This is a genomic window from Komagataeibacter sp. SM21, assembly GCF_041402665.1.
Taxonomy (GTDB): domain Bacteria; phylum Pseudomonadota; class Alphaproteobacteria; order Acetobacterales; family Acetobacteraceae; genus Komagataeibacter; species Komagataeibacter saccharivorans.
Window position 1 is genome coordinate 105,014 of sequence record NZ_JBGLOV010000004.1, and the last position, 13,822, is coordinate 118,835.

Genomic DNA, 13,822 nt, shown 5'->3' on the forward strand with positions numbered 1-13,822 from the left:
TTCATTAACATATGAAAACAGACATTTCCGGGTGCTGCCTTTTTCTTCACAAAGGCGGTGTTTCATAAAGTTTTTTGAAAAAAGCTTCACCAAAAACTTCATGTCCTGTCCCTGTCTGCGCGGGCAGCCACTTCGGGAATGGACCATACAAGAGCCGCCCCCATGGCAACAAACCCTGCGAAAATAACGAAAATTCCCCACGATCCGGGCGCCATGCTTCTTGCCCACCCAATCAGCCCCGTAGCCATGAAACCCGCCAGATTGGATATGCCGCCAATCAGCGCCAGACCCGCCGCAATGGTTGCGGTATCGGTCAGCAATAGCGAAGGCAGCGCCCAGAACGGGGCCAGCGCACCAATAATACCCATATTCGCCAGTGTAATAAGCATGATGGCCAGCGTCAGGTTGCCACGCGCCAGTGGCAGCAGCGCCATGCTCAGCGCCCCGATCAGGATGGGCACGATGATATGCCAGCGCCGTTCCCCCGTCCGGTCGGAATCCCAGCCGATCAGCATGATGGCGACTGCGGCCCCTATATTCGGTATGGCCGTCAGAACCCCGGTCCGCACAAGGGAATGCACACCTGCATCATGCAGCAGCGATGGCATCCAGAACGCGATTGTATAAAGCCCCAGCAGCAACGCGCCATCCGCCAGCCCCAGTTTCCATATACGCCGGTCCCACAATGCCGCCTTTATACCCTGCAGCACATGGGCATGATCGGGCATGACGCGATGGGTGATGAGAAGTGTTTTCTCCCGTTCGGTCAGGAACCGGGCATTCTCCACCCGGTCGGGCAGGCAGAAGAAGACCATAAGACCCAGCAGGACCGGCGGCATGGCTTCAAGAAAAAACAGCCAGCGCCAGCCTTCAATGCCGATCGCCCCTTCCATCCGGCCAAGGATCAGACCGGAAACCGGGCCACCAATCACGCTGGCCAGTGGTATCCCGACCATGAACCACCCTGTTACCCGTGCGCGGTAGCCCGGTGGAAACCATTGCGACAGATAAAACAGGACACCGGGCATGAACCCGGCTTCCGCCACGCCAAGAAGCAGGCGGAGCAGGTAAAAGAGGCCAGCAGAATGCACGAACGCCATCGCACCGGAACAGATGCCCCACGTGATCAGGATACGGGCCAGCCAGCGCCGGGCACCAAAACGGATCATGAGCGCGTTACTGGGTATCTCGCATAAAATATAGCCCAGAAAGAACAGCCCTGCTCCCGCGCCGTACGAAGCCTCGCTCATGGACAGGTCGGACAGCATGCGCAGCTTGGCGAAGCCGACATTCACCCGGTCAAGGTAAGACGCCAGCATACCCAGAAACAGCAGCGGCAGCAGCCGCCACGCCACGCGCGCGCACAGGCGCGGCAGGGCGGGATCGTGTTCACTCATGCCCGTGGGGGAAACAGCATTCATGGCAGTACTCACTAACGCCCATCATGTTTCCATACAGAAACGTAACGCCGCGTACCTTTCCCGTCCCGTCATACCGGACAGGAAAAAGTGGCGACTTTCAGGACCGGTGAAATCCGTTAAACACCTTCATCATGCCCGCCACAAAGAACGGGAATTCCGGGCAGGTATCGGGCAAATGGACACGCAGTTCGACGGGGCATGACGCGCCCCATCTTCACCCACGCGCAGCCGCTACGATCATTTTTCTGCCGCAGGTTGCCAGTAAGCACCTGACAGCAATGCGCCGCCGCCCGGTGCGATGGTTTCCAGCCCAAGCCGGTCCAGCATGGCGTAGGTGGTTGCAACCGCAGCACTCAGCACCGGCTTTCCGGTCAGGGCTTCGATCCGGGGGATGACCGGAAGGGAGGGCATCTGCACGCAGGCGGAGGTTACAATGGCATCCGCATCGGCATAATTCAGTCCGGCCACGATGGACGGCAGCCGCGCCGGGTCATGCCGCGCCACATCCAGGTTATCGGGAATTTCCAGCGCGATGTGGTCGATGACCTCATAACCCTCGTTCTGCAGGTAATCGACCACAAGCCGTGTCAGCGGTTTCATGTAGGGCGCGACCAGAACGATGCGCCGTGCCTTCAGGACACGCAGGCCATCCACCAGCGCGCCTGCGCTGGTTACCACCGGGGCGGGACCATCATTGGCCTGCGTGCATTCATGCAGCCGTTTTTCAGATACCCGGTGATAGCCAAGCCCCATGGACATCGTCGCGACCAGACAGGCATAGCCCAGCACATCCACATGCGCGTCACTCAGTTCCAGCGCGCAGCGGTCGGACTGCGCATCCATGGATGCCAGTTCTTCCTTACGTACGGTCTTCATCCGCATGCGCGCCGAATGAAAGGTAAAGCGTTCGGGCCGGATCAACTGACGTGCGGCCAGAAGGGCCGGGATCTCTGTTTCCATGGTCAGGTTGGAACTGGGGACGATCTGCCCGATACGATAGGGGCGGGTATTCATGGTTTTTTCCTGCTCTGCTGCCATGACCACTCACAGCGGGTTAACATTTCCATATCGTATCAAACAGGTTGCCCTGCTGCGTGGCAATAGAACAATCTGTGTCCTGTCCTGAAATCATGGTCGGACAGCGATCTTTCTGCATCCTGCCACCATACAGGACCGGGCAGGCAATACTGTAATAACCGGACCGTCCATCATGCCATGATGGCAATAATGCGTGTGGTCGTGTTTCATACCGCAACATACCCCGGGCCGCCGATATGTCATGACAAAGAACAGGTTCGATCTGATCTGCACTGTTAATTAGAACATTCAGGTTCCTTAAAAATTACTTTATTAAGTATTGGTAATTATGAAACAAATTACCTGTAATGAAAAATTATTTTAAATATTAACCGTTCATACTTTGTAAAAAAAAACGGTATCTGTCGCATAAGCAGATGCCACATGAATCCATCCCGGCATGCTGCCACCAATCACGCCGGAGTGGGCCGCCATGTCTTTTCCCGTCACGATATCCTGTATTCCATAAGTCATGCGTACCATCCGGTCCGTATTCCGTAAATAATACGACAGGACCCACGCAGATATCGCGGACCGTTCCGCAAAAAACTACGCTTATAATAACATAGGGAATTTTCCATCCCATGAATGCCATCGTAGTCACCGCACTGCGTCGGCCCTATACCTTTGTGGTGCTATCGATCCTTATCGTGGTCTTTGGCATCATGTCGGTATTCCGTACGCCGACGGATGTATTCCCCAATATCCGCATTCCGGTTGTGTCCGTTGTCTGGACCTATGGCGGCATGCTGCCGGAGGAATTCGCGGGCCGCATCATCTATAATTACGAACTGATGGTAACCTCGACTGTCGAGGGTATCGAACATATGGAAAGCAGTTCGTATTATGGGCGCGGCATCGTAAACATATACTTTCAGCCCGGAACGGATATTGGCAAGGCCGAAGCGGAAGTCACCGCCATTTCCCAGACGGTGATAAAACAGCTACCGGAAAACATTCCCTCCCCCATGGTGATGAGCCTTGATGCCTCATCCGTGCCGGTGCTGACGCTGCAGGTCACCTCCGACCGGCAGACGCCGTCCGACCTGTTCAAGCTGGCCATGATCCGCGTCCGTCCCCTGCTGGTGACCGTGCCCGGCGCCGTTGTGCCGCAGGCCTATGGCGGGATGGACAGCTTCGTCATGGTATCGCTGAACCAGCAGCAGTTGCAGGCGCATCACCTCTCCGCCATGGACGTGCAGAACGCGCTGCGCGGGCAGAATATCGTCCTGCCAGCGGGCGACCAGAAAATCTCGTCCACGGACTGGATGGTCCAGACCAACGCCACCCCGCGTTCCATGAAGGAACTGGGCGATATTCCCGTCAAACGCGTGGGCAACGCCGTAATCTACGTGCATGACGTAGCCGAGGTCTATCGCGGCGGCCATCCACAGACGAACCTCGTACTGGTCAAGGGCCAGCAGGGGGTCGAGATCGTTGTCATGAAAAGTGGCGATGCCTCGACACTGGATGTCGTGGCGGGGGCCAAGGCGCTGCTGCCGCGTATCCAGAAACTGCTGCCGCCCGATGTGAAGATCAGCATTCTGGGGGATGCGTCGATCTTCGTGAAGGATTCGATTTTCGACGTGGTGCGCGAAATGCTGACCGCGGCCTTCCTGACCGGCATGATCGTGCTGCTGTTCCTTGGCTCATGGCGGCCGACCGTCATCATCGCAACATCCATCCCGCTTGCGATCCTGTGCGCCATTATCGGCCTGCACTGGGCGGGGCAGACGATCAACGTCATGACGCTGGGCGGTCTGGCGCTGGCGGTGGGCATCCTGGTCGATGACGCCACCGTCATGATCGAGAACATCGACGCGCATCTGGAAATGGGCAAGCAGCTTGAACCCGCCATTATCGACGCCGCCAACCAGATCGTCATTCCCACCTTTGTCGCCACCACCTGCATCTGCATTGTCTGGCTGCCCCTGTTCGGGCTGAGCGGCGTGGCAGGCTGGCTGTTCATGCCCATGGCGGAAGCCATCATCTTCGCCATGATCGCGTCCTTCATCCTGTCGCGCACGCTGGTGCCGACCATGGCCAAATACCTTCTGGCCGGGCACAGCGTGGCGGGACATGGGGATTCCCATCATTGCGAACCGCAGGTCCACAACCTGCAATATCCCACCCGTCTGCCCGAACGCTTCCAGCAGGCATTTGAACGCGGGTTCAACACATTCCGCGAACAGTATGCCGGCGTCCTGCGCCGGGCCGTTGAACGGCGGCAGCGCTTCGTGGGCATCTTTCTGGGTGTGTCGATATGCTCGATGGGGCTTTATTTCATGGCCGGGCGCGACTTCTTTCCCGAAACCAGATCCGGCACGCTCCAGATGCACATGCGCGCCCCACTGGGCACCCGTATCGAGGTCGCTGGCCGCGAAGCCTCACTGGTGGAAGACCGCGTCAGGGCGCTGTTTCCCGGCAAGGTCGATACCATGATCGAAAACTGCGGCCTGCCTGAAGGCGCGCATAACCAGGCCTTCATTCCTACCCCAACCATCGGCACGCAGGACTGCGACATCACCATCGCCCTGAAGGACGAGGAAACGCCGGTATGGGATTACCGCGCCGTCCTGCGCCGTGACCTGTCGGCACGTTTTCCCGGCACGGTCTTTACCTTCCAGCCTGCCGACCTTACAGCCAAGATCCTGAATTTCGGCTCGCCTTCGCCCATTGACGTGCAGATTTCGGGGCCGGACCTGCGCGACAATTACGAATACGCCCGCCAGCTGGTCAACCGGCTGCGGCTGGTGCCCGGTGCGGCCGACGTGACCATCCAGCAGACCATGAAAACGCCCACCCTGTTCGTGCAGGGCAACCGCACCTTCGGGCAGGCCACCGGCATGACGGAAGCCGATCTGGCCAACAACGAACTCATGACCCTGTCAGGCAGCCAGACGGTAGACCCGCAATACTGGCTGGACCCGCAGACAGGCATCACCTTCCCGCTGAATGTCTATGTGTCACAGGATCAGCTTACCCATTTCAACAACCTCATGACCATACCGGTGGACAAGGGCGATGGCGATCCGCAGGGGCGGCACATGCAGCTTCTGGGCGGGATCAGCAACGTCACGGCAACCGGCACGCCGGGACAGGTCTCGCATTTCAATTCCATGCCGGAAGTTGACATCTATGTCTCCGCCGAAGGGGCGGATCTGGGTCAGGTCACAAAGGGCGTGGAACGTGTGCTGCACGAAACACGGGGCATGGTCCCCTCCACCGCGGCGGTCGCCATCCGGGGCCAGACCGAAACCATGCAGCATTCCTATGTGGAACTGATCTTCGGGCTGGTGGTGTCGGTCATGCTGATCTACCTGCTGATCGTGGTCAATTTCCAGTCGTGGCTTGACCCCTTCATCATCATCACCGCCCTGCCCGGCGCGCTGGCGGGGATCGCATGGGCGCTGTTCCTGACCCATACGCGCCTGTCCGTGCCCGCGCTGACGGGGGCGATCATGTGCATGGGGACAGCCACGGCCAACTCCATCCTTGTCGTCTCCTTCGCACGCGAACGGATCGAGGAACATGGCGACGCCCTCCGTGCCGCGATCGAGGCGGGGTACGGCCGTATCCGTCCCGTCCTGATGACGGCGCTGGCCATGATCATTGGCATGGTGCCTATGGCGATGAGCAATTCGCAGAACGCCCCGCTGGGCCGCGCCGTAATTGGCGGGCTGCTGGTGGCCACCGTATCCACCCTTCTGTTTGTGCCGTGTGTTTACGCAATCCTGCACAACCGCCCGACCCGGAGCCGGGAGGAAATGAACTGATGTCGACCGCAAAATCATCGAAAATCATAATAATGGCTGGTGCCGCCGTGTTTCTGGGCTGGTGTGGCTACCTGCTGGTCGAACGCGTGCATCACGCGGGCGATCTGCGCCGCGATGCAATGGCGGCTGCCGTGCCGGATGTCATGGTCATCTCGCCCCGTCCCGAAGCACGGCAGGTCAGCCTTGACCTGCCCGGCACGATCGACGCGTGGTACCAGGCGCCGATCTACCCGCAGGTGTCCGGGTATGTGCAGATGTGGTACAAGGACTACGGCGCGCATGTTTCAAGCGGCGACGTTCTGGCGGAAATCAACACGCCCGGCCTTGATGCCCAGTTCGCGCAGGCACAGGCCGACCTTCAGTCCTCGCAGGCGAAATACGACCTTGCCGTGGTAACGGCGCAGCGCTGGCGGCTTATGGGCAAGTCACAGGCCGTGTCCGGGCAGTCGGTATCGGTGCAGGACGCGAACGAAAAATCAGCCGCCGCCGATCTGGAGGCCGCGCGCCATAATCTGGACCGCTACGCGGCGTTGGAACGGTTCAAGGTGATTGTTTCCCCCTTCGATGGCGTGGTGACAGAACGCGCCATCAACGTAGGCGACTACGTGCATGAAGGGGGTGGCAACCTGAACGCCAACGGGGGGGCTAGCGAACTGTTCAGCGTGGCGGACACGCATCAGATGCGCCTGTTCGTCTCCATTCCCGAAAACATGTCCTACATCCTGCAGCCCGGCCTACGCGCGCAGGTGCATGTGCCGCAGTTTCCCGACCGGGTGTTCGAGGCCCGGTTCCTGACCGTATCAGGCGGATATGATCCCGATACCCGCACCAGCGTAAGTGAATTCATCATCGACAATACGGACCATGCACTGTGGCCCGGCACGTTTGCCGCCGTCAGCCTGAGTGCCCCGGAACAGTCAGGCCACCAGAGCATACCCACCGGGGCGCTGGTGTTTCAGGAACATGGCATGCAGGTCGCGGTGGTGGACGGACAGGATACGGCCCATTTCCGTGGCATTTCGGTCGGCCGCATGGGGGATGGGTCAACGCAGGTCCTCTCCGGCCTGTCGCCTTCCGACCGGATCATCGACAACCCGCCTGCCGACCTTCTGGAAGGCGAGAAGGTCCATGTCGTCCAGCCCGCAACCGGATACAGCAACGACGCATCTGAAAAGGACGATGAATGATGGTGCGTGACATCCGCCGTTCCGTATCGATGGGCGGGGCCTGCGTCCTGTCGCTGCTGTCACTGGCGGGGTGCGATCTCGCACCCGCCTACCATGCGCCCCATTACGTCATTCCCACCACATGGGAAGGGCAGGCCCCGTTCGGCGTGGCCCACCCCATGGATGACAGCATCCGCGCCGGATGGTGGACACGCTTTGGCGACCCGCAACTCGATACGCTTGAGGCTCAGGCGACCGACCATAACGGGGATCTGCAGGCGGCATCCGAACGCTTCCTGCAGGCCCGCTCCATCGTAAGCGAGGCCCGGTCCGACCTGCTTCCGCATTTCGGGCTGGCGTTCGGGGGGAGCAACAACAAAAGCTCCGCCGAGCGGCTGTTCCGCTACAAGGGGCCGATTACGGATTCGGATGAATTCTATGGCGGCATGGCGTCGTGGGAGCCGGATTTCTGGTCCTCCATCCGCAATCGCATAAGGCTGCAGAAAGACTTCGCGCAGGAACAGGCCGCCGAATATGCGGCAGCACGTCTGAGCCTGCAATCGGAACTGGCCACCGATTATTTCACCCTGCGCGGACTGGACGCGCAGGCTGCGATCTATACCCAGTCGATCGGGTATTATGAGGAATCCCTGCGGGTCACGCGCACGCGGCTGGCGGATCAGGCGGCATCGCGGCTGGATGTGGCCCGCGCTGAAAACCAGCTTTACACCACGCAGGCCCATCTGCTGGACATTCAGGCCCAGCGTGAGGTGATGGAACATGCCATCGCGGTTCTGGTCAACGTCGCGCCCTCCGCCTTTCATCTGCCGGCGGACAGCCACCTGAACGCCACCCGTTTTGCACTCAGCCCCGCCATGCCTTCCGAACTGCTGCAACGCAGGCCGGATGTCGCCATGTCGGAACGCCAGATGGCGCAGGCCAACCGCAGTATCGGGATCGCACGGGCGGCGTTCTACCCGCATGTCTCGTTCCATATGGATGGCGGGTTTGACGATAATGGCTTCAACCTGGCCAATCTGGCCAACAGCATGTGGTCCTACGGCGCCACCGTTACCATGCCGGTATTCGAAGGCGGGCTGCGCCGCGCACAGTTGCAGCAGAGCTGGTCCGCCTATCGTGAAACACGCGACCATTACCGGGTAACCGTGCTGAACGCGTTCCGCGACGTGGAAGATGGCCTGTCGCGCACCAACCGGCTGGATGGTGAAAATGGCCGCCTGCGCGCCGCCGTGGGGGCTGCCAGCCAGACGCAGGACATTACGATGAACCTGTATAAAGGGGGGCTTGCCGCCTATCTGGACGTATTGATCGCGCAGGTCAGCACGCTTGATGCCCGCATCCAGCAGGTGGAAGTGCAGACGCGCTACCTGCAGGCCCAGATCGGCCTGATCCGGGCATGTGGCGGCGGCTGGGATGCGGCGCAGCTACCCGCGCCCAACAGCCTGTTTTCGGTCGATCCCATGCAGTATTCCGGCCTGCATAACGCCCGTGCGACCGGCGATGTGCCTGCCCCCCATACGCATGGCGCCGACCCGGATGACAACCTGACCGGTCCCGTGCTGTCCCCCACACTGGAAAACCACTAAGGGCGCGTTTTCAGCCCTGGCTTCATCCTTCAGGCCCGGTTTCCCCGCCGTTATGGCAGGGGAACCGGGCCGGTCAGGGCCGTCAGGCTGCGTTACCGAATACTTCGCCCAGATGCTGGCGGTAGCGGCTGAGCGTCACGTCAACCGCAGGCGCCTTGATCACATCGGTGGCCAGAAAAGTAGGCAGCCCGGACATGCCAAGGAATTCCAACGCCTTGTGAAAGGGAAAGAAAACGGCATCGACGCCCCTGCCCTCAAAGAACTGGGCAGGGTCGGTAAACGCCTCCTGCGGGGCGTTCCATGTTGTGGAAATCATGTAGCGCCGGTTATCCAACAGCCCGCCGGAACCATAATGACGTTCGGGATGCGCCCGGCTACGACCGTCATTTGCATAAAGACGACCGTGCCCCGCCGTCAGGACCTCATCAAGGTATTTCTTTACCGTCCATGGCACGCCCATCCACCATGCCGGAAACTGGTGGATCAGCGCATCGGCCCACAGGTGATTTTCAATCTCCGTTTCAATATCGTATCCCGCGTCAATGGTCGTCCGGCGGATCTCGAAACCTGCGGCGGTCAGATGTTCGGCTGCAATGTCATGCAATGTGGCGTTCAGGCGGCCATGGGAATGGGCGAAAGCCTTGCCGCCGTTTATGAGAAATATCTTTTTCATTCGGTACCATTTTCCAGACAGTCACACGGCGGGAGCTTCAGATACCCCACCCGCGTTCGGGACCGGAAAGATGGCATACTGGCCCTCCCCACGTAAGACGGCGACGATCAGGCGTGGATGGTCTGCACGCCGAATACCTGCCCCACCCCGCGCGCACCCGCGCCGACAAAACTGACTTCGACCTGCCGCCGTCGCGCAACAATGTCGGGCGGGATGTCATAGCGGTGCCATGCGAAAACGCCGGGGTTACGGCCATCCAGATTTTCCGTCGCAATGACATGGCCGTTCACCCGCACGGTGAACAGGCGGTTGACATCATCGTCGTAATACAGGACCCGCAGCGCCACGGGCTGCGCGGCCACATGCAGGTGCACACGCATGTCCGTCGCGGTAATCCATCCCGCCCGCCCCAGACGATTACACATCACCGCGCCACGCATGGCATGCGGACGCGCCGGATCGACAGCATCAACCACCTGTGCATCATCGGCATCGCGCGTTGCGGCAAGCAGTTGCTGGCGGAGTGCGGGCGTCCATGCCGCTACCGGAATGCAGGGCAGATAAGGCGCGGCCAGCCGTGCCTGCATCTGCGCAAACGGCCGCAGCACCAGTTCACCGGGCCATGCCCCCTGCCCGGCTGACAGGGCCGCCACGCGAAAGGCGATGCCATTCCCGTCATTCATCCGAACAGGCAGGGCGCACGCATCATCAGCAATCAGCGCGGGCTGGGGCTGTCGCCATGGCCATTCCCCACGCGCTGGCCCCAGATCAGCAGCAAGCAGGAGCGGTCCGTAGAAAAAGGCCGATGGGGCCAGCACCCCACCACCGGGGGCGGGTTCCTGCCGCAGGGTAAAAACCAGTGCCATACCCAGCGTATCCCCCGCCCGCCACACACGGCGGATACGCACATACCCGTCCCGCTCCACGACAGCGGCAACTGGCCTGCCATTAAGCAGCAGACGCGGCTGTCCCGCCCAGCGGGGCACACGCAGCGCCAGCGTGAACGGATCAGTCCCCGTAATCTCGCGGATGGAAAGCGTCACCTGCCCATCCAGCGGATAGCGCGTATCCAGCACGATCCGCGCGCCCCGTTCATGCCATTGCAGTTCGGATGGAATGAACAGGTTGAGCGTAATTTCATCCCGGCCCCGTTGCCACCAGATCGACTCCCCATGGCGGGCATGGCTTTCCATCCCCGTGCCCACACAGCACCAGAAATCATCGGCAGGCATGGAAAAATCACGCGCAGCACCCGTTCCCATCGGCAGCATATATGTAAACATGCCGGTCTGCGGATCATGCTGGGCCATGATATGGTTCAGGTGGGCGCGTTCATAATAATCAAACTGCGCCGCATCAGGGGACCAGCCATGAATATGACGGGTCAGCTTGAGCATGTTGTAGGTGGCGCAGGTTTCACACGTACGGGCATTGATATGCGCGCCCATATCCCCCGGCCCATGTGGCCCCGCCGTCGTAAAATATTCGAAATCACCCGTCCCGCCGCAGGCATAGGACCGCCGGTCAGTGACTGAAGACCATAGCGTGCGCGCAGCCACCGCCGCCTGCCTGTCACCCGTGGTTTCATACACCCGCGCCGCGCCAACGGTCTTGGCGATCATTGTATTGGCGTGCAGTCCGTCCAGTTCATCCCGACCGGCACAGAGGGGCGCCATGGTGGCGCGATCGCTGATCCGCCGCGCCAGCGCACGCCAGCGCATATCGCCAGTGCGGGCGTAAAGTTCGGCCATGGACTCATTCAGACCGCCATATTCACACGACAGGACCTGTTGCGTCCGCGCGTCATCCAGCGTGGCGAATACGCTGTCGATATAACCAGCCAGCCCCAGCGCCACGTCCCGCGCACCGGGGGTTGCGCATAACCTGTCCACATCCAGCAGGCCCGCCAGAAGTTTGTGCCAGTTATAAAGCGGCGCCCATGCCCCGTTCAGGCTGAAGCGTTTTGCGCGGATATCGCCCCGGCGGATTTCATCAAATACATATATGCCGGGTTCAATTTTGCCCTGCGGGGTGCGCCGGGTGAACGCGCCCGCAAACCCGTCACCCCGCGCGCGCTGGCATGCTGCCAGTTCCGCCACGATATAGGCGATACGCTCCCCCGCCCTGTCGCAACGCGCCTGCACGCGCACATAGCCCAGCGCACTGAGATAATGCCCCAGCGTATGCCCGGCTATCGTATCGGATTCCCAGCCGCCATAAACCGGGGCACGGGGTGCAAGTCCCGCCTGCGTGCGAAAACCCGACAGCAGGCGGTCGGCATCGAGCGACAGCAGATAGCGGCGGTTTGCCTCCATCGCATCAAGCCACGGTGAAGGCAGCAGGGTCACACGATCGGGGCCGAAGGGCATGCTGCGCGGCTGCACCCGGTCGGGCACCATTGCCGCGAGGGCGTCAAAACCCGCTGCATTACTGCCTGCCACGACCACGGCATTGCCGATGACGCGCCGCCGCGTCAGCCCTCCGCCCCCCGCCATGTCAGGCATCCGGCCCGCGGCGGGCCATGCTGCTACCAACGTGATGGCGGAAAGGGGTCAGTGCTGTCATATCGTCCTGATCCTGCGGTGCATGGCAAATGATGCGATGACAGTGCCACGCCAACCATTACGATCAAGTATCTTTTTGTATATTACAGGGTCAGGGCGGGATCAGGGCCCATGCCGTGCAGCCTTTATGGCCGGTTGCGCCGGTTATCCACGCGACGACCGGCCATAAAGTATAAACCCTGCTTATACCACTCAGCAGTCCAGTGTCGTCTGCCGCTCCCATTCCGACAGATGACCGCAATGGGCATTCCATTCCGCCATTTTCAGCCGTGCATACGGCTCGACCAGTCCCTTGCCCAGTATACGCGGCATCGCATCGGATGCGTCCAGCGCCCTTACCGCATCCAGCAGGTTCAGGGGCAGTTTCTTGGCATCCTTTACCTTGTGGCCTTCGGTATACATGTTGATATCCAATGGCGCGCCCGGATTGATCCTGCGTTCCAGACCATCCAGTCCCGCCGCCAGCAGGGACGCCTGCAGCAGATACGGATTGGCCGCACCATCGGGCAGGCGCATTTCAAAACGTCCCTTGCCCGGCACACGGATCATGTGGGTCCGGTTGTCGCCGGCATAGGTCACGGAATTGGGCGACCATGTCGCACCCGATACCGTGCGCGGCGCATTGATGCGCTTGTAGGAATTGACCACCGGGTTGAGGAACGCACACAGCGCATCCGCATTCTCGATCAGGCCACCGACAAAATTATAGCCCTGTTCCGACAGGCCCAGCGGATCGTTTTCCGCGTAACAGATGTTCGTGTCGCCATTCCACAACGAGATATGGGCATGGCACCCGCTGCCCGTCAGGTGCATGAAGGGCTTGGGCATGAAGGTGGCCCGCAGGCCATGCTTTTCCGCAATGGACCGCGCCATGAATTTGAAGAACACATGCCGGTCGGCGGTGATGAGGGCTTCATCAAATATCCAGTTCATCTCGAACTGGCCATTCGCGTCTTCATGGTCGTTCTGGTACGGCTCCCAGCCAAGGCCGAGCATGGCGTCGCACAGTTCGGCAATCACATCGTACCGCCGCATAAGCGCCGATGCGTCGTAACAGGATTTGGCCGCGTTATCATGCGCGTCACCAATGGCCTGCCCGTCCGGCGTCAGCAGGAAGAATTCACATTCCACGCCCGTCTTGACCGTCAGCCCATGCTTCGTGGCACGCGCGATCATGCGCCGCAGGGTATTACGTGGTCCCTGTTCGACCCATTCCCCGTGCATTTTCAGGTCGGAGGCCAGCCAGCCGACTTCCGGTTTCCATGGAAGCTGGATCAGCGATGACGGATCGGGCACCGCGACAAGGTCGGGATCAGCGGGAGAAAACTCGAACGCGGCGGCAAAACCGGCAAAGCCCGCCCCGTTTTTCTGCATGCCCTTTATGGCCGCAGCCGGGACCAGTTTCGCGCGCTGCGCACCGGACAGATCCGTAAAGGAAATAAGAAAATACCGTATGCCCCGCTCTTCAGCCACGGCGGCAAGGTCAACGGGTTCACGCCCGCTGGTCGTGTCTTGAACCATCACCAGAACTTCCGTTT

The 13,822-nt window shown here is 60.4% G+C and carries 9 protein-coding genes; 3 read left to right on the top strand and 6 right to left on the bottom strand.

All coding sequences use genetic code 11. The annotated features are described in order from the left end of the window. Window positions 1-98: 98 nt before the first annotated feature. The 3 genes from ACBR42_RS05885 to ACBR42_RS05895 all read right to left on the bottom strand — a co-directional run bounded on the left by ACBR42_RS05885 (window position 99) and on the right by ACBR42_RS05895 (window position 2,972). Entirely contained in the window at window positions 99-1,421 is a 1,323-nt protein-coding gene (locus ACBR42_RS05885; RefSeq protein WP_371207475.1) for an MFS transporter, read from the bottom strand. Between the two features lie 237 nt (window positions 1,422-1,658). Then, window positions 1,659-2,435 (bottom strand): Asp/Glu racemase, encoded by a 777-nt coding sequence (locus ACBR42_RS05890; RefSeq protein ID WP_102325685.1) that lies wholly within the window; start codon window positions 2,433-2,435, stop codon window positions 1,659-1,661. 399 nt (window positions 2,436-2,834) lie between these two features. After that, window positions 2,835-2,972, bottom strand: a complete 138-nt coding sequence (locus ACBR42_RS05895; protein WP_162900431.1) for a hypothetical protein — start codon at window positions 2,970-2,972, stop codon at window positions 2,835-2,837. 110 nt (window positions 2,973-3,082) lie between these two features. Here ACBR42_RS05895 and ACBR42_RS05900 point away from each other — a divergent pair, with 110 nt between their 5' ends. The 3 genes from ACBR42_RS05900 to ACBR42_RS05910 are packed head-to-tail and all read left to right on the top strand — an operon-like array spanning window position 3,083 to window position 9,047. After that, entirely contained in the window at window positions 3,083-6,274 is a 3,192-nt protein-coding gene (locus ACBR42_RS05900; protein WP_102325571.1) for an efflux RND transporter permease subunit, read from the top strand. Continuing rightward, on the top strand, window positions 6,274-7,461 hold the full coding sequence (locus tag ACBR42_RS05905; protein ID WP_371207476.1) for an efflux RND transporter periplasmic adaptor subunit: 1,188 nt from the start codon (window positions 6,274-6,276) through the stop codon (window positions 7,459-7,461). The genes ACBR42_RS05900 and ACBR42_RS05905 overlap by 1 nt, the downstream gene beginning before the upstream one ends. Continuing rightward, complete coding sequence (locus ACBR42_RS05910) at window positions 7,458-9,047, top strand: efflux transporter outer membrane subunit (RefSeq protein WP_371207477.1); 1,590 nt, start codon at window positions 7,458-7,460, stop codon at window positions 9,045-9,047. The genes ACBR42_RS05905 and ACBR42_RS05910 overlap by 4 nt, the downstream gene beginning before the upstream one ends. Before the next feature lie 82 nt (window positions 9,048-9,129). Here ACBR42_RS05910 and ACBR42_RS05915 read toward each other — a convergent pair whose 3' ends face one another. From ACBR42_RS05915 to glnT, 3 genes are all read right to left on the bottom strand, one after another. After that, window positions 9,130-9,720, bottom strand: a complete 591-nt coding sequence (locus ACBR42_RS05915; RefSeq protein WP_132304945.1) for an NAD(P)H-dependent oxidoreductase — start codon at window positions 9,718-9,720, stop codon at window positions 9,130-9,132. Window positions 9,721-9,827: 107 nt separating this feature from the next. Next, complete coding sequence (locus ACBR42_RS05920; RefSeq protein ID WP_371207478.1) at window positions 9,828-12,215, bottom strand: beta-L-arabinofuranosidase domain-containing protein; 2,388 nt, start codon at window positions 12,213-12,215, stop codon at window positions 9,828-9,830. 261 nt (window positions 12,216-12,476) lie between these two features. Further along, window positions 12,477-13,805, bottom strand: a complete 1,329-nt coding sequence (gene glnT / locus ACBR42_RS05925; protein WP_118962816.1) for a type III glutamate--ammonia ligase — start codon at window positions 13,803-13,805, stop codon at window positions 12,477-12,479. Window positions 13,806-13,822: the final 17 nt, after the last annotated feature.